Origin of the sequence: Pseudomonas sp. JV245A, from assembly GCF_032424515.1 — a bacterium.
Classification (GTDB): domain Bacteria; phylum Pseudomonadota; class Gammaproteobacteria; order Pseudomonadales; family Pseudomonadaceae; genus Aquipseudomonas; species Aquipseudomonas protegens.
In genome coordinates this window covers 38,758-60,158 of record NZ_VYKE01000012.1, presented here as the reverse complement: position 1 = coordinate 60,158, position 21,401 = coordinate 38,758, and the positions used below count along the sequence as shown (strand labels likewise).

Here is a 21,401-nt window from a genome sequence, read left to right as displayed (position 1 = left end):
TCCTTGAGTGCGGTCCGCAGGATAAGGTCAGAGCCTGGGTGAAACCTTCAGACTGTGGTTTTTATTCCTCGTTGCGGCCAATTACAACTTTGATACACATGATCGCCATGGATCGTCCGCGGCCGCTCAAGGCAGTGTGGCGCTTTGCCGCAGTTTTGCCTGTGCCAGGGGCTGCTTGGTTATACTCCCGGCGATTGCCCTGGAGCGCTCATCAGGAGAGCTCATGCTCGCCCCCGTAAAATTGCTGTCCGCAACCCGTCAGAACCTCTGGCGCCTGACCTTTATCCGTACCCTGGTGCTGGCCGCTCAGGCCGGTTCGGTGGGGCTCGCCTACTGGCTGGACCTGCTGCCGCTGCCCTGGTTGCAACTGGGCGTGACCCTGATGTTTTCCATGGTGTTGTGCGCTTTCACCGCGATCCGCCTGCGCACCTCGTGGCCGGTGACGGAGCTGGAATACGCCCTGCAACTGGCCTGTGACCTGTTTATCCACAGTGTCCTGCTGTACTTCTCCGGTGGTTCCACCAACCCCTTCGTCTCCTATTACCTGGTGCCCCTGACCATTGCCGCGGTGACCTTGCCGTGGCGCTACTCGGTGGTCCTGTCGGGTATCGCCCTGACGCTCTATACCCTGTTGCTGGCGCGTTTCTACCCGTTGCAGACCTTCCCCATCGCCCGGGAGAACCTCCAGGTCTACGGCATGTGGCTGAGCTTTGCCCTGGCTGCGGCGGTGATCACCTTCTTCGCTGCACGCATGGCAGAAGAGCTGCGCCGCCAGGAAGAACTGCGGGCGATCCGGCGCGAAGAGGGGCTGCGCGACCAGCAATTGCTGGCAGTGGCGACCCAGGCCGCCGGTGCCGCCCACGAATTGGGCACGCCCCTGGCGACCATGAGCGTGCTGCTCAAGGAAATGCGCCAGGACCATTCCGACCCGCTGCTGCAGGATGACCTCGGCGTGCTCCAGGACCAGGTCAAGCTGTGCAAGGAAACCCTGCAGCAACTGGTGCGCGCGGCCGAGGCCAATCGCCGCCTGGCGGTGGACATGCAGGAAGTCACCCAGTGGCTGGACGAAGCCTTGAACCGTTGGCACCTGATGCGCCCGGAAGCCAGCTACCGTTTCCATCTGTTGGGCGAGGGGCCGGTGCCGCGCCTGGCGCCGCCGCCGGACCTGACCCAGGCCCTGCTCAATCTGCTGAACAATGCCGCCGATGCCTGCCCCGAAGGCCTGGAAGTACGCCTGGACTGGGACGCGGAAAACCTCACCATCAGTATTCGTGACCACGGTGCCGGAGTACCCTTGGCCATCGCCGAACAGATCGGCAAACCGTTTTTTACCACCAAGGGCAAAGGCTTCGGCCTGGGCCTGTTTTTGAGCAAGGCCAGCGTGACCCGCGCTGGAGGCTCAGTGAAACTCTACAGTCATGAGGAAGGCGGAACGCTCACCGAGCTGCGCCTGCCCCGTGCCGCCCGAGGAGACGACCATGAGTGAAGAGATCCAAGTCGAAGGCGAGGAACTGCCGCACCTGTTGCTGGTGGATGATGACGCCACCTTTACCCGCGTGATGGCCCGTGCCATGAGCCGCCGCGGTTTTCGCGTGAGCACCGCCGGTTCCGCCGAGGAGGGCCTGGTCATTGCCCAGCAGGACCTGCCGGACTACGCCGCGCTGGACTTGAAGATGGATGGCGACTCCGGGCTGGTGCTGTTGCCCAAGCTGCTGGAGCTGGACCCGGAGATGCGGGTGCTGATTCTCACCGGCTATTCGAGCATCGCCACCGCGGTGGAAGCGATCAAGCGTGGCGCCTGCAACTACCTGTGCAAGCCGGCGGATGCCGACGATGTACTGGCCGCGCTGCTCTCCGAACACGCCGATCTCGACACCCTGGTGCCGGAAAACCCGATGTCGGTGGACCGCTTGCAGTGGGAACACATTCAGCGCGTGTTGACCGAACACGAAGGCAACATCTCCGCCACTGCCCGGGCCCTGGGCATGCACCGCCGTACCTTGCAGCGCAAATTGCAGAAGCGTCCCGTGCGTCGCTGAACCGCGACTGAACGAATGTCCGCTGGGCGTCGTGAAAAAGCGAGCCGATCTACTATGATCGGCTCAACGCTTGCCCTTCTTCCTATCGAGCCTCAACGATGAATCAGAACGCTGAATACTCCGCGGTCAACGATGCCGTGCGCGGGCAATTCTTTCGCCGGGTCTGGGCCATGATCACGCCGTACTGGCGCAGTGAGGAAAAGGGCAAGGCCTGGCTGTTGCTGGTTGCGGTGATCGGACTGTCGCTGTTCAGCGTGGCCATCTCGGTGTGGATCAACAGCTGGTACAAGGACTTCTACAACGCCTTGCAGAAAAAGGACGAAGCGGCGTTCTGGCACTTGATCCTGTATTTCTGCGGGATTGCCGCGGTGGCGATCCTGGGGGCGGTGTACCGCCTGTACCTGACCCAGATGCTGACCATCCGCTGGCGGGCCTGGCTCACCGAGAAGCACTTTGCCCGCTGGCTGGGCCACAAGAACTACTACCAGCTGGAGCAGGGCGGCTACACCGACAACCCGGACCAGCGGATTTCCGAAGACCTCAACAGCTTTACCAGCAATACGCTGTCCCTGGGCCTGGGGCTGATCCGCAACATTGTCAGCCTGGTGTCCTTCTCGATCATCCTGTGGGGGGTGTCCGGCAGTATCGAGGTGTTCGGCTACACCATTCCCGGCTACATGTTCTGGTGCGCGCTGGTCTACGCCGCTGTCGGCAGCTGGCTGACCCACTTGATCGGGCGCCGCCTGATCGGCCTCAACAACCAGCAACAGCGCTTCGAAGCCGACCTGCGTTTTTCCATGGTGCGGGTACGGGAGAATGCCGAGAGCATTGCCCTGTATGACGGCGAGAAGAACGAGAACCAGCGTCTGAGCAGCCGTTTCGGCAAGGTCTGGCACAACTTCTGGGACATCATGAAGGTCTCCAAGCGCCTGACCTTCTTCACCGCCGGGTATGGCCAGATTGCGATCATTTTCCCCTTTATCGTGGCTGCCCCGCGGTACTTTTCCGGCAAGATCGAGCTGGGTGAGCTGATGCAGATCAACTCGGCATTCGGGAACGTTCAGGAGAACTTCAGCTGGTTCATCAGTGCGTATTCGGACCTGGCGGCCTGGCGCGCCACCTGTGATCGTCTGCTGAGTTTCCGCCAGGCCATGAGTGATAACGAAGAACGGCCCCCGGCTATCGACGTGCAGCATCAGGGCGAACAATTGTGCGTACGTGACCTGGGCCTGGACCTGGCCGATGGCCGGCATCTGCTGGCCGGCGCCGAAATGACCGTGAATCCAGGTGAGCGGCTCATGCTCAGCGGCCGTTCCGGCAGCGGCAAGAGTACCTTGCTGCGGGCCATGGGCCGGTTGTGGCCGGCCGGGCACGGGAGCATCCTGCTGCCGAACCAGCGTTACCTGTTCCTGCCGCAAAAGCCCTATCTGCCCATTGGCAGCCTGCGCGAAGCCTTGAGTTATCCACAGTCTGGCGACAGCTACCCCCAGGAGCGTTATGCACAGGTCCTGGAAACCTGCCGCTTGCCCCATCTGGTGGCGCGCCTGGACGAGAGCAATCACTGGCAGCGCATGTTGTCGCCGGGCGAGCAGCAGCGCCTGGCCTTTGCCCGGGCCCTGCTCTATGCACCGCAGTGGCTGTACATGGATGAGGCCACTTCGGCCATGGACGAAGAGGACGAAGCCACCTTGTATCAGGCGCTGATCGATCAGTTGCCGGGCCTGAGCATTGTCAGCGTCGGCCATCGCAGCAGCCTCAAGCGCTTCCATCCACGGCTCGTTCGTATCGAGCAGGGGCATCTGCAAGAGCAGACTCTTACGGCCTGACGGAGGGCCGAGCGCTAGCCTCAAGCCCAGCGCCCTTGCACCGCCGGTGCAAGGGCGCTGGGCCGTTTCGCGAGCGAGCCGTTCCTACAGACCGCGATCAGGCCTGGTGCAGGATCGAACGGTCCACACGTACGGCCAACTGGCCGCTGCCCGGCTTCGCGTTGAAGGCCACGTTGCCATGTTCATCCACGCTGGCTCGGGCGATCGGGGCGCCGTTGAGCAGCAGCTCCAGTGGTGCATCCTTGAGAGACTGGCCGGAGGCCAGTTGCAGTTTCAGGTTGATAGCCATGGTGATCTCCTTATCAGGCGTTGCTGTCGATGAAGTGGCTGGCGTTCTTGTCGATGGAGCCCACCAGCTCCGGTGAACCACCACGGAACTGGCGGAACACATTGCGCCCGGTGGCGCTGCTGTTGCTGGTACCGGCCGGAATGCTCAGGGTTGGCTGGAAGCTGTCGCTCAGTTCCACATAGGCCGACCAGGGGCCGATGTAGGACTCGTTCAACCCGTTGGTTTCGCTGAGGGCGTAGCGCACCGCGTGGCCTGGCAGCCAGTTGGGTTCGCTGGGGCTGTGGCTCTGCCAGCCATCGGCGAGGATCACCGGAACCGCGCTGGGGGTTTCCAGGTAGCCGGTCGGCTTGTTCGGGCTGTAGTTCTGCAGCAGCAGGTAGGTGCTCCAGCCCCACCAGTTGTCGATGGTCTTGCTGTCATTGAGGTTGTTGACGTCGCTGCGGCGCAGGACCTTGTCGCCACTCATCACGAACAGTGGCGAGAAGTTGCCGGTTTTCGCGGCATTCAGGTCCGGCAGGGTTTTCAGGGCTGCGTAGCTGGCGGGTGCGGGGAGGTTGCCGCTGAGGTAGCTGGCGAAGATTTCGTCTGCCGAACTCTGCACAGCCATCTTCACTTGCTGGCGATTGCGATGGTCGACGCTGTCGAAGTAGCGCTTGTCGCCATAGGCGTGCCAGCGATCGCCCTGGGCGTTGCTGACATTCAGGCCGAACTTGCTGTCCTCGTCATGCATGAAGCGGGTAATCAGCGAACCCAGGTCGCTGGGGGTGACGACTGCCGCCACCTGTTTGCGCGGCACCCGTACGTGGCCGGAGGAGAACAGATCGGTGAGGAAATGGTCGGCGAAGGCGTTCATTGCGTAAGCCAGTTCCAGTTGCTTGTCGTCCGCGCTCTTGCCCGCCAGTACCGCTTGCTGCAGCGCTGCGGTATGGCCTGCGGTGTAGGCAGCCAGGGCCCACTCGCCGAAGTGATCGGCGTTGTTGGCCGCCAGCTTCAGGTAGCGCCCCAGGGGGAACAGGGCGGATACCACGCTGCCGCCCCCGGTTATCTTGTTCCACTCCTCGGACAGGGTGTCGCCCAGGGCGTCATAGGCTTCATGGGGCTGCTTGCCGTCGCGGATCGCCTGGTTGGCGGCGACGATTTCCTTTTGCATCACCGCAAGGATCTGCCGGGCTTCGTCTTTCGCCGCCGGCAGTACCGCAAGGGAGTTGAACGCCGCGATAAAGCGCTGTACTCGATCACTGGGGGTTGCGCCTTCGCAGATCGGCTGCTCGGGAATGCCATAGAAGTCGCCCCCCAGGGCCACCACCTGGCCGTAGGTCAGCGCCAGGCCGTTAGGCAGGTGCAGTTCGACCTGCCACGCCGGGATGGCCGGTGCATCCTTGACGAAGCGCAGCAGGGTGCTGTCGCCGATGGCTGTGTGTTCGCCGCCCTCGAAACGCAGCTGTGGCTGGCCCTTGGTGGTTTTTTGTGCAGAACGAGGCAGGTCTTCCGGGCGGTGGTACTTGATGGTGTGGTGGCCATCGGCGACCAGTACCAGGGTGTCGCCATCGCCGGAAATGGCGATGCCTTGTTCACTGAACAGGCGGTCCAGGTCGGCGACGATCTTGCCCGCGTGTTGTGGCTGTTGCTGCTTCTGTGCAGAGAGTCCTGACATTTCTAGCTCCTTGATATGTCATGGGGATATTTCCTTATTTAACTGTATGCATATACAGTTAAATCGAGCATAGAGGAAAACGTTTTCCCGTCAAGAAGCGAATGCACCGCTGCAGCATTTTTTCTTTCGCCCCGCAATGGAGCCGCAGGCTGGGTACTGCGTGGGGCAGGCAGATCCCATGGAAGCGAGGCTCCAGACGCCAGCGTGCGGATTGAATTATTATTAGCGCCCTAACGACAGGCTCAAGGTCCACCCGCCCATGCTGGCTATTTTTCTCGAAACCCTGACGATCACGGCGCCGGTCTTTGCCATGTTGCTGCTCGGCCTGTTGCTCAAACGGGTGGAATGGATCGACGACAACTTCATTCATACGGCCTCGGCCCTGGTGTTCAACGTCACCATGCCGGCGCTGCTGTTTCTCGGCATTGTCCATGCCGACCTGCATTCATCGTTGAAACCCGGGGTGCTGATCTATTTCTCCTTGGCCACCCTGGCGTGCTTTGGCCTGGCCTGGGGCTGGGCGATCTGGCGTTGCCCCAAGGCCGACCGCGGGATCTATACCCAGGGCGCGTTTCGCGGCAATAACGCGATCATCGGCCTGGCCCTGGCTGCCAGCATGTACGGCGATTACGGAATTTCCCTGGGCGCAGTGCTCGCAGCCCTGGTGATCCTGTTCTACAACACCCTCTCGACCATCGTCCTGGCGGTCTACAGCCCGGTGATCAAGTCCGATCCCTGGAGCATCTTCAAGAGCGTTGTCAGCAACCCGCTGATTGTCAGTGTGCTGGTGGCCGCACCGTTCGCCTACTGGCAGATCGGCATTCCCAACTGGCTGGAAACTTCGGGGCGCTACCTGGCGCAGATGACCCTGCCCCTGGCGCTGATCTGCATTGGCGGCACCTTGTCCCTGGCAGCCTTGCGCAACAGCGGCGAGCTGGCGATGAGTTCCAGTTTGCTGAAGATGGTCAGCCTGCCGGCCCTGGCGACCCTGGGGGCCTGGCTGTGCGGGTTTCGCGGGGCGGAGTTGGGGATCCTGTTCCTGTACTTTGGCAGCCCCACCGCGGCGGCCAGTTTTGTCATGGCCCGGGCGGCCAATGGCAACCACGAACTGGCGGCGGCGATCATCGTCATCACCACGGTGATGGCGGCGGTGACCACCAATATCGGGATTTTCCTGTTGCAGTGGGGTGGGTGGATCTAGGCTTTGCCGCGAGCCGGCTCCTGCACGGCTATTGCGTAGGAGCCGGCAGCAGGTTCACTGCGGTTGCTGATAGGTGTCTATCACTTCCTGGGCCGCGCGAAACGCATCGATGGCCGCCGGCACTCCGGCATACACCGCGCAATGCAGCAGCGCTTCACGAATCTCTTCGACACTGCAGCCGTTGTTCAGTGCGCCGCGCACGTGGCCCTTGAGTTCCTGTGGGCACTTGAGTGCGGTCAGGGTCGCCAGGGTGATCAGGCTGCGGGTCTTGAGCGGCAGGCCCTCACGGTTCCATACACCGCCCCAGGCATGCTCGTTGACGAAGTCCTGCAAGGGCTGGGTGAATTCGGTGGCGTTGCCCAGGGCGCGATCGACGAACGCATCGCCCATGACCTGGCGACGCATCTGCAATCCGCTTTTCTTGTTCTCGCTCATGGTGCTTCCTTCTTGTGTTGGCGGCGCCAGGCTCGCAGCGAACTGAACAGCAGGAACGCCACCAGCGCTGGCAGGACGAAAAACAGCATCAGGTGTTCCAGCTTGCCGGCCAGAGGCATGCCGGTGGTGAAGGACACCACATGCAGCCCGTAAGCCAGGTACAAGCCCAGAAACAGCAGGCCTTCGGCCCGGGTCACGCGGTATCCGGAATAGAACACCGGCAGGCACAGCACGGCCACGCCGAGCATGACCGGCAGGTCGAAGTCCAGGGCATTGGGCGAGACCGAAAGAGGTGTCGGTGCCACCAGGGCGGTGAAGCCCAGCACTCCCAGCAGGTTGAACAGGTTGCTGCCGATGATGTTGCCCACGGCAATCTCGCGCTGGCCGCGCAGGGCCGCCAGCAGCGAAGTGGCGAGTTGGGGCAGGGAGGTGCTGACGGCGATCACGGTCAGGCCCATGACCCGCTCGGAAAGCCCCAGATCGTCGGCCACGGAGACGGCGGCGCCCAGCAGCAAGTGCCCGGCGAAGACCAGCAGGCCGAGGCCGAGCAGGACCATCAGCAGGCTGCTGATGCGCGGTGCCCAACTGCGCTGGCCGGCTGGTGCGGGTGAGTGGGGGCGGTGCGAATGGCGGGACTGGCGCAACAGCAGGCCCAGGTACAGCACCAGGGCTGCCAGCAGGATCAGGCCGTCGCTGGGGCTGAGTTGTTCGTTGTAGGCCAGCACGAACACCAGCAGGCTGGCGCCGATCATCAGCGGGATGTCCAGGCGCACCAGTTGCCGCGAGACCCGCAGCGGGATGATCAGCGCGGACAGGCCGAGGGTCACCAGGATGTTGAAAATGCTGCTGCCGATCACGCTGCCCACGGCAATGTCGGTGTTGTCGGCCAGGGTCGCCTGCAGGCTGATGGCCATTTGTGGCGCGCTGCTGCTGAAGGCGACGATGCTCAGGCCAATGATCAGTGGGCGCATGTGCAGGCGTGCAGCCAGGCGGATGGCCGCGCGCACCAGCAGTTCGGCGCCGGCGATCAGCATCACCAGGCCGCTGATGAGCTGGATCAGGCTGAGCAGGGGCAGTTCGGCAAAAGCGGTAATGGCGTGGGCTCCCGGGGTCAGTCGCTGAGGGCTTGGACGCGGACTTTGGCAGTTCCGCTGCGCAGCATGTCCAGTTGTTGGGCGGCGGCGCGGGACAGGTCGATCAGGCGGCCTCGGGTGTGCGGGCCTCGGTCGTTGATACGTACCACGACGCTCTTGTCGTTGCCCAGGTTGGTGACCTGTACCCGGGTGCCGAATGGCAGTTCGCGGTGGGCGGCGGTCAGGCCGTTCTGGTCGAAGGGCTCGCCACTGGCAGTGCGATTGCCGTGGTGCTGAGCGCCGTAATAGGAGGCGGTGCCGGTTGCGTCATAACCCCGGGGGTCGATGACGTGGCTGGTGGCGCAGCCAGTGAGCAGAGCGAGCAGGGCGCTAGTGGCAACCAGACGCTTCATTCGGGAGCTCCGATGGTTGATGTGGCGAGGGAGCGTACTCCCGCTGGTCTGTCTGGCAGACCGCAAGCCGACGGCGATGTTCCTTGCTGGAGCGGCGCCGGCCGGTTTGCAGTCGCTGTCGGACCGAGCGGGAGCACGCTCCCACGTCACGCGCAAGCGGCCGGGGCCGCTTGCGGTTAAACCCCGATCAGCCCTCGAGCTTGCTCTTCAGCAACTCGTTGACCTGTTGCGGGTTGGCCTTGCCTTTGGATGCTTTCATCGCCTGGCCGACGAAGAAGCCGAACATCTTGCCGCGCTTGGCCTCATCGGCGGCACGGTACTGTTCGACCTGTTCGGCGTTGGCTGCGAGCATCTCATCGAGCACCGCAGAGATCGCGCCGCTGTCGGTGACTTGCTTGAGGCCACGCTTGTCGATGATCTCGTCGGCATTGCCCTCGCCATTGGCCATGGCTTCGAACACGGTCTTGGCGATCTTGCCGGAGATGGTGTTGTCCTTGATCCGCAACAGCATGCCGCCCAGTTGTTCGGCCGAGACCGGGGCTTCGTCGATTTCCAGGCCCTGCTTGTTCAGCAGGCTGCCCAGCTCGACCATGACCCAGTTGGCGGCGAGCTTGGCGTCACCGGCGATGCTGGCGACCTTCTCGAAGTAGTCCGCCTGCTCACGGCTGGTGGCCAGGACGCTGGCGTCGTAGACCGACAGGCCGAACTGCTCCTGGAAGCGCTCGCGTTTCTGCGGTGGCAGTTCCGGCAGGGTGGCACGTACCTGGTCGAGGAAGGAATCCTCGATGACCACGGGCAGCAGGTCCGGATCGGGGAAGTAACGGTAGTCGTTGGCTTCTTCCTTGCTGCGCATCGGACGGGTTTCGTCCTTGTTCGGGTCGTACAGGCGGGTCTGCTGGATCACCTTGCCACCGTCCTCGATCAGCTCGATCTGGCGCCGGATCTCGGAGTTGATGGCCTTCTCGATGAAGCGGAACGAGTTGACGTTCTTGATCTCGCAGCGGGTGCCGAACTCGACCTGGCCCTTGGGACGGATCGAGACGTTGCAGTCGCAACGCAGGGAGCCCTCGGCCATGTTGCCGTCGCAGATCCCCAGGTAGCGCACCAGGGCGTGGATCGACTTGACGTAGGCCACGGCTTCCTTGGCGCTGCGCATGTCAGGCTCGGAAACGATTTCCAGCAGCGGCGTGCCGGCACGGTTCAGGTCGATGCCGGTGGCGCCGTTGAATTCTTCGTGCAGGCTCTTGCCGGCGTCTTCTTCCAGGTGCGCGCGGGTGATGCCGACGCGTTTCATGGTGCCGTCTTCCAGGGGGATGTCCAGGTGGCCCTTGCCGACAATAGGCAGTTCCATCTGGCTGATCTGGTAGCCCTTGGGCAGGTCCGGGTAGAAGTAGTTCTTGCGGGCGAACACGTTGTGCTGGCCGATCTCGGCGTCAACCGCGAGGCCGAACATCACCGCCATGCGCACCGCTTCCTGGTTCAGCACTGGCAGCACGCCGGGCATGCCCAGGTCGATCAGGCTGGCCTGGGTGTTGGGCTCGGCACCGAAGGCGGTGGAGCTACCGGAGAAAATCTTCGATTGAGTGGTGAGCTGGGTATGAATCTCCAGCCCGATCACGACTTCCCATTGCATGTGTGTCTCCTCAGAAGCCGGTTGGGGTGCGGGTGTGCCAGTCAGTGTTCAACTGATACTGGTGCGCAACGTTGAGCAAGCGGCCTTCCTGGAAATACGGAGCGAGCAGTTGCACGCCGACCGGCAAGCCGTCGACGAAGCCGGCCGGCATCGACAGGCCCGGCAGGCCCGCGAGGTTGGCGGTGATGGTGTAGACGTCTTCCAGGTATGCAGCGACCGGGTCGCTGCTCTTGGCGCCGAGCTTCCAGGCCGGGTTGGGCGTGGTCGGGCCGAGGATGATGTCGACTTCGTTGAACGCGCTCATGAAGTCGTTCTTCACCAGGCGGCGGATTTTCTGCGCCTTGAGGTAGTAGGCATCGTAGTAGCCGGCGGACAGTGCGTAGGCACCGACCATGATCCGGCGCTGCACTTCGCTGCCGAAGCCTTCGCCGCGGGAGCGCTTGTACAGGTCTTCCAGGTTTTCCGGGTTCTCGCAACGGTAGCCGAAGCGCACGCCGTCGAACCGCGACAGGTTGGAAGAGGCTTCCGCCGGGGCGATCACGTAGTACGCGGGGATGGCGTGCTGCATGTTCGGCAGGCTGATTTCCTTGATCACCGCACCGAGCTTTTCCAGCTCCTTGATGCTGTTGTGGATCAGCTCGGCGATGCGCGGGTCCAGGCCGGCGCTGAAGTATTCCTTCGGCACGCCGATGCGCAGGCCCTGCAGCGAGCCGTTGAGGCCGGCGCTGTAGTCCGGCACCGGTTCATCGATGCTGGTGGAGTCGTTCGGGTCGAAGCCGGCCATGCCTTGCAGCAGGATCGCGCAGTCTTCGGCGGTGCGCGCCAGCGGGCCACCCTGATCGAGGCTGGAAGCGTAGGCGATCATGCCCCAACGGGAAACGCGACCGTAGGTCGGCTTCAGGCCGGTGAGGTTGGTGAAGGCGGCGGGCTGGCGGATCGAGCCGCCGGTGTCGGTAGCCGTGGCGGCTGGCAGCAGGCGCGCAGCGACCGCGGCGGCGGAACCACCGGACGAACCGCCGGGTACGTGTTCGAGGTTCCACGGGTTTTTCACCGCGCCGTACCAGCTCGACTCGTTGGCCGAGCCCATGGCGAATTCGTCCATGTTGGTCTTGCCCAGGGTCACGGCCCCGGCAGCGGCCAGCTTGGCGACCACGGTGGCGTCGTAGGGCGCCTTGAAGTTGTCGAGCATCTTCGAGCCGCAGCTGGTGCGGATGCCCTGGGTGCAGAACAGATCCTTGTGGGCGATCGGCGCGCCCAGCAGGGCACCGCTCTCACCATTGGCGCGACGCTCGTCGGCGGCCTTGGCCTGGGACAGTGCCAGGTCCTGGGTGAGGCTGATGAAGCTGTTGATCTGCGGATCCAGCTGGGCGATGCGCGCCAGCAGGGTCTGGGTCAGTTCTACAGAAGAGAATTTCTTGTCGGCGAGGCCGCGGGCGATCTCGGCCAGAGTCATGTGATGCATTGCAGGCTCTTTCCCTTTAGTCGATGACTTTCGGAACCAGGTACAGGCCGCTTTCGACCGCTGGTGCGATGGACTGATAGGCCTCGCGATGATTGGACTCGGTCACAACGTCTGCGCGCAGGCGCTGGCTGGCTTCCAGGGGGTGGGCCAGGGGCTCGATACCGTCGGTATCGACTGCCTGCATTTCATCCACCAGCCCGAGAATGCTGTTCAGGGCGGAGGTGATGTGTGGAAGATCGCCTTCATTGAGCTTGATGCTGGCCAAATGAGCGATTTTTTCCACGTCGGAGCGTTCAAGCGCCATGGGATTCTCCAGTGGAAAACAAAAACGGATTTCGTCCGCGTGTTAGATTGTCGGAACACTACCGCATTTCTACGGTCTTATGGCCGCGATTGTGGGGGTTGGTGCACAGAAAAGCGGCCAATTTAACATATTGGCGCCTTGCCCAAAATCCCTGTCGTTGTTAGAGTTTGCCGCACTTTTTTACCCACGCGTTGCCTAGGGTCCCTTTCCCATGTTCAAGAAACTGCGTGGCATGTTTTCCAGCGATCTTTCCATTGACCTGGGCACTGCCAACACCCTTATTTACGTGCGCGAGCGCGGTATTGTCCTGAATGAACCATCGGTTGTGGCCATTCGGACCCACGGTAATCAGAAAAGTGTTGTCGCGGTTGGTACTGAGGCCAAGCGCATGCTCGGTCGTACCCCGGGCAACATCGCAGCCATTCGTCCGATGAAAGACGGCGTGATCGCCGACTTCAGCGTTTGCGAAAAGATGCTGCAGTACTTCATCAACAAGGTTCACGAAAACAGCTTTCTGCAGCCCAGCCCACGTGTGCTGATCTGCGTTCCATGCAAGTCCACCCAGGTTGAGCGTCGCGCCATCCGTGAGTCGGCCCTTGGCGCCGGTGCCCGTGAAGTGTTCCTGATCGAAGAGCCGATGGCCGCTGCGATCGGTGCCGGCCTGCCGGTTGAAGAGGCCCGCGGTTCGATGGTCGTGGACATCGGTGGTGGTACCACTGAAATCGCCCTGATCTCCCTGAACGGTGTGGTCTACGCCGAATCCGTACGGGTTGGCGGCGACCGTTTCGACGAAGCGATCATCACCTACGTGCGTCGCAACTACGGCAGCCTGATCGGTGAGTCCACCGCCGAGCGCATCAAGCAGGAAATCGGCACCGCCTACCCGGGCGGCGAAGTGCGTGAAGTCGACGTCCGCGGCCGTAACCTGGCCGAAGGCGTGCCACGTGCCTTCACCTTGAACTCCAATGAAGTGCTGGAGGCTCTGCAAGAGTCTCTGGCAACCATCGTTCAGGCGGTGAAAAGCGCCCTGGAGCAATCGCCTCCGGAACTGGCTTCGGACATCGCCGAGCGCGGCCTGGTGCTGACCGGTGGTGGCGCGCTGCTGCGTGATCTGGACAAGCTGCTGGCCCAGGAAACCGGCCTGCCGGTGATCGTTGCCGAAGACCCGCTGACCTGTGTCGCTCGCGGCGGTGGCCGTGCATTGGAAATGATGGACAAACACACCATGGACCTGCTCTCCAGCGAATAACTTCGCCGGTTGCATCTATGCTGTTGCGCTCACAGGCAGCACTTTGCAGTGCTGCCTGTGGCGTTTATCTTCTGTCAATCTGCATCCAGGCCGGTTTGATGCCGTATGAATAAACACAACATTTGCCTGGGAGGAGCGGCCTATTAAACCGCTTTTCGCCAAAGGCCCCTCATTAGGCGTGCGCCTCCTGGTGCTGGTCGTTCTCTCGGTCGCACTGATGGTGGTCGATGCCCGCTTCACACTGCTCAAGCCAGTGCGTAGCCAAATGTCGCTGGTGTTGATGCAGTCCTACTGGATCACCGACCTGCCGCAGCGGCTATGGCAAGGCGTGGCCAGTCAGTTCGGCAGCCGTACCGAACTGGTCGCTGAAAACGAAAAACTCAAGACCGAAAACCTGCTGCTGCAGGGGCGCATGCAAAAGCTCGCGGCCCTGACCGAGCAGAACGTGCGCCTGCGCGAGTTGCTCAATTCCTCGGCACTGGTCAACGAGAAGGTTGAAGTGGCCGAGTTGATCGGCATGGACCCGAACCCCTTTACCCACCGCATCATCATCAACAAGGGTGAGCGCGATGGCGTGTTCCTCGGCCAGCCGGTGCTCGATGCCCGTGGCCTGATGGGCCAGGTGGTGGAGTTGATGCCCTACACCTCCCGCGTACTGCTGCTCACTGACACCACCCACAGCATTCCGGTGCAGGTCAACCGCAACGGCCTGCGCGCCATCGCCAGCGGCACCGGCAATCCGGAGCGCCTGGAGTTGCGCCATGTGGCCGACACCGCGGATATAAAGGAAGGCGATCTGTTGGTCAGCTCCGGTCTGGGCCAGCGTTTCCCCGCCGGCTACCCGGTGGCCACGGTCAAGGAAGTGATCCACGACTCCGGCCAGCCGTTCGCCATTGTGCGGGCGGTACCCACCGCTGCGCTGAATCGCAGCCGCTACCTGCTGCTGGTATTCAGCGATCCGCGTACCGCCGAAGAGCGTGCCAACGACGCCGCCCAGGCCCAGGAAGCCCAGGACCAGCAGGGCGCCGGCGCCGCGCCAGTGGTCCCGGCCACCGTGCCCAAGCCGGCCGCGGCGGCAAACGCCGGGGCTGCGCCCGCCACTGCGACTCCTGCTGCGCCGGCGACCCCGGCCAAACCCGCGGCTCACGCTCCGGCCAAGCCGGTCCATAAACCTGTGGTGAAACCGGCCGCTGCCAAACCACCGGCAGCAGCACCGGCCACCACCGGAGGAAGAGAATAATGGCGGGTAGCACCTATTCGCGAAATGGCTGGATCGTCTGGTTGACCTTCCTTATCGGGCTGCTGCTGAGCGTCTCGCCCCTGCCGCAGTTCATGGAGATCCTGCGTCCGCTGTGGCTGGCGCTGTTGCTGGCGTTCTGGGCCCTGGCCCTGCCGCACAAGGTCGGCATGGTCACTGCCTGGTGCCTGGGGCTGGCAGAGGATGTGCTCTATGGCACGCTGCTGGGGCAGAATGCCCTGATCCTGACGCTGATCACCTTCCTTGTACTGTCTCTGCAACAGCGCCTGCGGATGTTCCCGATGTGGCAGCAGAGCCTGGTGATCCTGGTGATCTTCGGCCTGGCGCAGTTGGTGCAACTCTGGCTCAGCGCCCTGACCGGCAACCGCCAGCCGACCCTGGCCCTGGTGCTGCCGGCCCTGGTCAGTGCCTTGTTGTGGCCCTGGGTCAGCTTCGGCCTGCGCGGCTTGCGTCGACGTTTCAAAATCAATTAATTCGGTCAGGCATTGGCCCGCACCTCGACAGGGAGATGTCTTGATGAATCCGCTTTACCTCGCTTCCGGTTCGCCTCGTCGGCGTGAGTTGCTGACGCAGATCGGCGTGCCGTTCACCGCCATCAGTGCGGACATCGATGAAACCCCGCTGGCCGATGAGTCACCTGCCGCCTACGTCGAGCGCCTGGCCCGAGGCAAGGCTGCGGCGGGGCGCGGGCTGATCACCAGCAGTGAATCCCAGGCCCCGGCCTGTGTGCTGGGGGCCGACACCGCGGTAGTGCTCGATGGGCGGATTCTCGGCAAACCGCTGGATCAGGCTGATGCGTTGCAGATGCTCATGGCGCTTTCGGGGCGTGAGCATGAAGTGTTCACCGCCATTGCCCTGCTTGACGGTGAACGCTGCGAGTCGCGAGTGGTGCGCAGCCTGGTACGTTTTCGCCCGATCTCGCCTGCAGAGGCCGCGCTCTACTGGGCCAGCGGCGAGCCCTGCGACAAAGCCGGTGGCTATGCTATCCAGGGACTGGCAGCGGTGTTTGTCGCCGGCCTCAATGGCAGTTATTCCGCGGTGGTCGGCTTGCCGGTGTGCGAAACCGCAGAACTGCTCGGGCATTTCGGCATACCCTGTTGGCAAAACCTTCCAGTGCGCTAAAGCGCCGTACCCGATTGCTGCGGCCCTCTATGAACACGCCTGAACGAGACACTGCCATGAGTGAAGAGATTCTGATCAACATCACGCCGATGGAATCACGCGTGGCGGTGGTCGAAAACGGAGTGCTGCAAGAGGTTCACGTCGAGCGCACCCAGCGCCGGGGGATCGTCGGCAACATCTACAAGGGCAAGGTGGTGCGGGTCTTGCCGGGCATGCAGGCGGCCTTCGTCGACATCGGCCTGGACCGGGCGGCGTTTATCCACGCCTCGGAAATTTCCACCCGCGAAGGCACTGCGGTAGAGAGCATCAGCGCTCTGGTGCACGAAGGGCAGAGCCTGGTGGTGCAAGTCACCAAGGACCCCATCGGTTCCAAGGGCGCGCGCCTGACCACTCAGTTGTCGATCCCTTCCCGCTATCTGGTGTACATGCCGCGTACCGCCCATGTCGGTATCTCGCTGAAGATCGAGGACGAAGCCGAGCGTGAGCGCCTGAAGCAGGTCGTCAGTGATTGCGTGGCCCAGGAAGGCATCAAGGAGGCCGGTGGTTTTATCCTGCGCACCGCCGCCGAAGGCGCCGGGGCCGATGAGATCATGATGGACATCCGTTACCTGCGCCGGCTCTGGGACCAGATCGGCGCGCAGATCAAGACCATCGGCGCGCCCAATGTGATCTACGAGGACCTGGGCCTGGCTCTGCGCACCCTGCGCGACCTGGTGAGCCCGAAGATCGAGAAGATCCGCATCGACTCCCGGGAAACCTTCCAGAAGACCACGGTGTTCGTGGCCGAACTGATGCCGGAAATCGCCGACCGCCTGGAGCACTACCCCGGCGAGCGGCCGATCTTCGATCTGTACGGCGTCGAGGACGAAATCCAGAAAGCCCTGGAGCGCAAGGTGCCGCTCAAGTCCGGAGGCTACCTGGTGGTAGACCCGGCGGAAGCCATGACCACCATCGACGTCAACACCGGGGCCTTCGTCGGTCATCGCAACCTTGAGGAAACCATCTTCAAGACCAACCTCGAGGCGGCCACCGCCATTGCCCGGCAACTGCGCCTGCGCAACCTGGGCGGGATCATCATCATCGACTTCATCGACATGGAAGATGAAGAGCACCAGCGCCAGGTATTGCGCACCCTGGAAAAGCAGCTGGAGCGTGACCACGCCAAGACCAACATCATCGGCATCACCGAGCTGGGCCTGGTGCAGATGACTCGCAAGCGTACCCGCGAGAGCCTGGAGCAGGTGCTGTGCGAGCCTTGCAGCAGTTGCCAGGGGCGGGGCAAGTTGAAAACCCCGGAAACCGTCTGTTACGAAATATTCCGAGAAATCCTCCGCGAGGCCCGGGCTTATCAGGCAGAAGGGTATCGGGTGCTGGCCAATCAGAAGGTGGTCGACCGGCTGCTGGACGAAGAGTCGGGCAACGTGGCGGAGCTGGAGGGTTTTATCGGCCGGACCATCAGGTTCCAGGTCGAAACCATGTATTCCCAGGAACAATACGACGTGGTGCTGCTCTGATTCCGCGTGTTCTACATCCGTGGAAATGGCTGGCTTCAGCTTTTTGCATGACTTTTACCCTGGGAGCCAACTGAAATGGAGCGGCTGATGCGCCTGTTCACCACGCTGATTCGCTGGGGGCTTGGCTTCTGTGCGCTGGCGCTGGTGGCGACTGCCTTGTATGTCAGTCTGGGCCGGGAACTGACCCCGCTGGTGGCCGAGTACCAGCCCGAGGTCGAGGCCAAGGTGCAGCAGGCCGTGGGCTTGCCGGTGCATATCGGTAGCCTGGAGGGGCGCTGGAGCGGCTTGTCGCCGATCCTGCTGGCCCACGACGTGCAGGTGGGCGAGGGCGCCAATGCGCTGCGCCTGGATCAGGTGAGCGTGGCGCCGGATATGCTCGGCAGCCTGCTGGCCCGTGACCTGCGGATCGGCCGCCTGGAGCTCAGCGGCCTGAGCCTGAGCCTGAAAGAGGGCGCGGACGGCCAGTGGCAGCTTGAAGGCCTGCCGGTGCAACAGGACCAGCCGATGGACCCCCAGCAGTTGCTGGGCCGCCTGCAACAGGTTGCCGAGCTGTCGCTGCTGGACAGCCAGGTCACCTTGCAGCCTCTGGACCACCAGCCCGTGGCCCTGACCTACGTCGGGCTCAATCTGCGCAGCGGTACCAGCCGCCAGCGCCTGGACCTGCGCCTGACGCTGCCGGACGGCCAGCCCCTGGCAATGAACCTGCGGACCAGGATGCGGGCCGAGGCCTGGCGCGATGCCCAGGCCGACTTGTACCTGAGCCTGCCGCAAAGCGACTGGTCGCGTTGGGTGCCGGCCCGGCTGACCCGGGAGTGGAAACTCTCCGAGCTCAAAGCGGGTGGCGAGCTGTGGCTGAAGTGGGCCAAGGGTGGGGTGCAAAACGCCACGCTGCGCTTGAATGCCCCGCAATTCACCGGGGCCTATGCCGAGCGCACGCCGGTGTCCCTGAGCAACCTGGCGTTGAATGCCTACTTCCAGCGTGACGAGCAGGGCCTGCAGGTGCAGCTTGACTCCCTGGCGCTGAACCTCGGCGAGACCCGCTGGGAATCCCGTGTGCAGGTGCAGCAGCGCAACGCGACCGAGCAGCAGGAAGAACTCTGGCATGTGCAGGCCGACCGCCTGGACCTGAAGCCGATCACCCCGATCCTCGATGCCCTGGCCCCCTTGCCGGAAGGCCTGGCCACGGCCATCGACCGACTGAAAGTCACTGGCGGCCTGCGCAACGTGCTGCTCGACTATCGTCCCCAGAACAGTGGCGACCAGCGCCTGAGCTTCGCTGCGAACCTCGACCGGGTTGGCTTCGACGCCTATCACGGTGCTCCGGCAGCGCGAAATGTCAGCGGCAGCATCAGCGGCGACCTGGGCAAGGGCGAGCTGCGCATGGACAGCAAGGATTTCTCCCTGCACCTGTACCCGATCTTCGCCAAGCCCTGGCAGTACATCCAGGCCAACGCCACCCTGACCTGGAAGCTCGACAAGGAAGGCTTCACCCTGATTGCCCCCTACCTGAAGGTGCTGGGCGAAGAGGGCAAGATCGCCGGCGACTTCCTGATCCGCCTGCATTTCGACCACAGCCAGGAAGACTACATGGACCTGCGAGTCGGCCTGGTGGACGGCGATGGGCGCTACACCGCCAAGTACCTGCCCCAGGTGCTCAACGCCGGTGTGGATGAATGGCTGCGCACGGCGATCCTCAAGGGCGCGGTGGACCAGGGCTTCTTCCAGTACCAGGGTTCGCTGAACCATGACGCCGTCGAGGCCGCCCGCAGCATCAGCCTGTTCTTCAAGGTGCATGACACCGAGCTGGCGTTCCAGCCGGGCTGGCCGCACTTGACCAAGGTCAGCGGCGATGTGTTCATCGAAGACAGCGGCGTGCGCATCGTCGCCAGCAAAGGCCAGTTGCTGGACACCAAGGTGCGGGATGTCTTCGTCAACATTCCCCATGCTGCCAGCGGGCAGGACAGCCACATGTACATCGATGGCGCCTTTGCCGGTGGCCTGGGCGATGGCGTGAAAATTCTCCAGGAAGCGCCGATCGGCACCGGCTCGACCTTTGCCGGCTGGCATGGCGAGGGCGATCTGCAAGGCAAGCTGGATCTGGATATTCCCCTGGTCAAGGGCCAGGAGCCGAAGATCGTGGTGGCGTTCAAGACCGACAAGGCGCGCCTCAAGCTCAGTGAGCCTGAGCTGGAACTAACCCAGCTCAAGGGTGATTTCCGCTTCGATAGTGCCAAGGGCCTGAGTGGCGAGGGCATCAGTGCCCAGGCGTTCGAGCGGCCGGTCACGGCGCAGATCTTCGCCGATGGCAAGCCGGGCAAACCCAATACTCGAGTGGTTGCCAAGGGCCAGGTTGCGGTCAAGAAACTTACCGACTGGTTGCAAGTCGGCCAGCCGTTGCCGGTGTCCGGCGAGGTGCCCTACCAGTTGCAACTGAACCTGGACGGAGCCGACAGCCAGTTGATGGTCAGTTCCAGTCTCAAGGGCGTAGCGGTGGACCTGCCGGCGCCGTTCGGCATGGCGGCCAGCACCGGGCGCAACAGTGTATTTCGCATGACTCTGCAAGGGGCCGAGCGGCGCTACTGGTTCAACTACGGCGAACTGGCCGACTTCACCTTTGCGGCGCCCAGCGGCAAGCTCGCCGAGGGTCGGGGCGAGCTGTTCCTCGGCGATGGCGCGGCCTTGCTGCCGCCGGGTAAAGGGCTGCGGATACGAGGGATTCTCTCCGAGCTGGATGTGGAACCCTGGAAAGCCCTGGTGGATCGCTACGCCGGGCAGGACCCGGGAGGCAGCGCCAAACAGTTGCTCAGCAGTGCGGACTTCAAGGTTGGCAAGCTCAGTGCCTTCGGCACCACCCTGGACCAGGTCAACCTGTTGCTGGCGCGCAAGCCCGCTGCCTGGGAGTTGCAGATCGACAGCCAGCAGGCCAAAGGCAAGGTCGGGATTCCCGATGCCAAGGCGGCGCCGATGGCCATCGACATGGCGTACGTGCGCCTGCCGGCTGCCGATCCGGCAGCGCAGGCCGATGAAAATGCGCCCGACCCCCTGGCCTCGGTGGATCCGAAGAGCGTTCCGCCCCTGGATATTTCCATTGCCCAGCTGTTCCAGGGCCAGGACCTGATCGGCCGCTGGGCGCTCAAGGTGCGGCCGACGTCCAGGGGCATGGTCTTCAATGGCCTGGACCTGGGCCTCAAGGGCATGCAGTTGCAGGGCGAGGGCGGCTGGGAAGGCCTGGCCGGTGCCAGCAACAGTTGGTACCGGGGCCGCATTGGCGGCAAGAACCTGGCGGACGTGCTCAAGGGCTGGGGCTTCGCCCCGACCGTGACCAGTGAAGAATTTCACCTGGACGTCGATGGCCGCTGGCCGGGCTCGCCGGCATGGGTGGGCTTGAAGCGCTTCTCCGGCAGCCTGGACGCTACCCTGCGCAAGGGCCAGTTCGTCGAAGTCGACGGCGGGGCCCAGGCCTTGCGGGTGTTCGGCCTGCTCAACTTCAACTCCATCGGTCGTCGCCTGCGCCTGGACTTCTCCGACCTGTTCGGCAAGGGCCTGAGCTATGACCGGGTCCGGGGCGTGCTGGCGGCGAGCAATGGCGTTTACGTCACTCGCGAACCGATCACCCTGACCGGGCCGTCGAGCAACCTGGAGCTCAATGGCACCCTGGACATGGTGGCCGACCAGGTGGACGCCAAGCTGCTGGTGACCTTGCCGGTGACCAACAACCTGCCGATTGCCGCGCTGATTGTCGGTGCGCCGGCGGTGGGCGGGGCGTTGTTCCTGATCGACAAGCTGATCGGTGACCGCGTGGCGCGCTTCGCCAGCGTCAAATACAACGTCAAAGGCCCATGGAAAGAGCCGAAAATCACCTTCGACAAACCGTTTTGAGAATCCTCGATTCGCGCCTATGGAGTAGCATGGCGGCCTACCCTACAAGG

The 21,401-nt window shown here is 63.2% G+C and carries 18 protein-coding genes; 10 read left to right on the top strand and 8 right to left on the bottom strand.

Going from position 1 to position 21,401, the window contains the following annotated elements; translation table 11 throughout:
- Positions 1-223 precede the first annotated feature (223 nt).
- The 3 genes from F6S12_RS05825 to F6S12_RS05815 all read left to right on the top strand — a co-directional run bounded on the left by F6S12_RS05825 (position 224) and on the right by F6S12_RS05815 (position 3,865).
- Positions 224-1,486, top strand: coding sequence for an ATP-binding protein (locus F6S12_RS05825; protein ID WP_015634149.1), 1,263 nt, complete (start codon positions 224-226; stop codon positions 1,484-1,486).
- A complete protein-coding gene (locus tag F6S12_RS05820) occupies positions 1,479-2,039 on the top strand; it encodes a response regulator transcription factor (protein WP_011059240.1) in 561 nt (186 codons plus the stop codon). Before F6S12_RS05825 ends, F6S12_RS05820 begins: the two co-directional genes overlap by 8 nt.
- Positions 2,040-2,137: 98 nt before the next feature.
- On the top strand, positions 2,138-3,865 hold the full coding sequence (locus F6S12_RS05815) for an ABC transporter ATP-binding protein/permease (protein WP_053156367.1): 1,728 nt from the start codon (positions 2,138-2,140) through the stop codon (positions 3,863-3,865).
- A 97-nt stretch (positions 3,866-3,962) separates the two neighbouring features.
- Here the strand turns inward: F6S12_RS05815 and F6S12_RS05810 are convergent, their stop codons facing one another.
- Positions 3,963-4,154 carry a hypothetical protein gene (locus F6S12_RS05810; protein WP_011059242.1) on the bottom strand — a complete coding sequence of 64 codons (192 nt, stop codon included), beginning with the start codon at positions 4,152-4,154 and terminating at the stop codon, positions 3,963-3,965.
- A gap of 13 nt (positions 4,155-4,167) precedes the next feature.
- On the bottom strand, positions 4,168-5,808 hold the full coding sequence (locus tag F6S12_RS05805; RefSeq protein ID WP_015634152.1) for a hypothetical protein: 1,641 nt from the start codon (positions 5,806-5,808) through the stop codon (positions 4,168-4,170).
- 259 nt (positions 5,809-6,067) lie between these two features.
- Here F6S12_RS05805 and F6S12_RS05800 point away from each other — a divergent pair, with 259 nt between their 5' ends.
- Entirely contained in the window at positions 6,068-7,009 is a 942-nt protein-coding gene (locus F6S12_RS05800; RefSeq protein WP_011059244.1) for an AEC family transporter, read from the top strand.
- Positions 7,010-7,063: 54 nt separating this feature from the next.
- Here the strand turns inward: F6S12_RS05800 and F6S12_RS05795 are convergent, their stop codons facing one another.
- The 6 genes from F6S12_RS05795 to gatC form a co-directional block, all read right to left on the bottom strand.
- The gene (locus F6S12_RS05795; RefSeq protein ID WP_011059245.1) at positions 7,064-7,444 is read right to left on the bottom strand and encodes a carboxymuconolactone decarboxylase family protein; all 381 of its coding nucleotides are present in this window, start codon (positions 7,442-7,444) and stop codon (positions 7,064-7,066) included.
- The gene (locus F6S12_RS05790) at positions 7,441-8,505 is read right to left on the bottom strand and encodes a calcium/sodium antiporter (protein ID WP_026020272.1); all 1,065 of its coding nucleotides are present in this window, start codon (positions 8,503-8,505) and stop codon (positions 7,441-7,443) included. Before F6S12_RS05790 ends, F6S12_RS05795 begins: the two co-directional genes overlap by 4 nt.
- A gap of 50 nt (positions 8,506-8,555) precedes the next feature.
- Positions 8,556-8,930, bottom strand: a complete 375-nt coding sequence (locus F6S12_RS05785; RefSeq protein ID WP_169892810.1) for a septal ring lytic transglycosylase RlpA family protein — start codon at positions 8,928-8,930, stop codon at positions 8,556-8,558.
- A gap of 187 nt (positions 8,931-9,117) precedes the next feature.
- A complete protein-coding gene (gatB, locus tag F6S12_RS05780; protein WP_011059248.1) occupies positions 9,118-10,563 on the bottom strand; it encodes an Asp-tRNA(Asn)/Glu-tRNA(Gln) amidotransferase subunit GatB in 1,446 nt (481 codons plus the stop codon).
- 10 nt (positions 10,564-10,573) lie between these two features.
- Complete coding sequence (gene gatA, locus F6S12_RS05775; protein ID WP_053149031.1) at positions 10,574-12,025, bottom strand: Asp-tRNA(Asn)/Glu-tRNA(Gln) amidotransferase subunit GatA; 1,452 nt, start codon at positions 12,023-12,025, stop codon at positions 10,574-10,576.
- A gap of 16 nt (positions 12,026-12,041) precedes the next feature.
- Positions 12,042-12,329: an Asp-tRNA(Asn)/Glu-tRNA(Gln) amidotransferase subunit GatC gene (gene gatC / locus F6S12_RS05770; RefSeq protein WP_011059250.1), complete on the bottom strand. Its 288-nt coding sequence runs from the start codon at positions 12,327-12,329 to the stop codon at positions 12,042-12,044.
- A 211-nt stretch (positions 12,330-12,540) separates the two neighbouring features.
- On the opposite strand from gatC, the gene mreB reads away from it, so the two are divergent.
- From mreB to F6S12_RS05740, 6 genes are all read left to right on the top strand, one after another.
- Positions 12,541-13,578, top strand: coding sequence for a rod shape-determining protein MreB (gene mreB / locus F6S12_RS05765; RefSeq protein ID WP_002555108.1), 1,038 nt, complete (start codon positions 12,541-12,543; stop codon positions 13,576-13,578).
- Positions 13,579-13,720: 142 nt separating this feature from the next.
- Entirely contained in the window at positions 13,721-14,818 is a 1,098-nt protein-coding gene (gene mreC / locus F6S12_RS05760) for a rod shape-determining protein MreC (RefSeq protein ID WP_072443017.1), read from the top strand.
- Positions 14,818-15,309 (top strand): rod shape-determining protein MreD, encoded by a 492-nt coding sequence (mreD, locus tag F6S12_RS05755; protein ID WP_011059252.1) that lies wholly within the window; start codon positions 14,818-14,820, stop codon positions 15,307-15,309. The genes mreC and mreD overlap by 1 nt, the downstream gene beginning before the upstream one ends.
- A gap of 43 nt (positions 15,310-15,352) precedes the next feature.
- A complete protein-coding gene (locus F6S12_RS05750) occupies positions 15,353-15,958 on the top strand; it encodes a Maf family protein (protein ID WP_011059253.1) in 606 nt (201 codons plus the stop codon).
- A gap of 56 nt (positions 15,959-16,014) precedes the next feature.
- Positions 16,015-17,472 carry a ribonuclease G gene (rng, locus tag F6S12_RS05745; RefSeq protein WP_011059254.1) on the top strand — a complete coding sequence of 486 codons (1,458 nt, stop codon included), beginning with the start codon at positions 16,015-16,017 and terminating at the stop codon, positions 17,470-17,472.
- A 75-nt stretch (positions 17,473-17,547) separates the two neighbouring features.
- Entirely contained in the window at positions 17,548-21,351 is a 3,804-nt protein-coding gene (locus tag F6S12_RS05740; RefSeq protein WP_161466193.1) for a YhdP family protein, read from the top strand.
- Positions 21,352-21,401 lie beyond the last annotated feature (50 nt).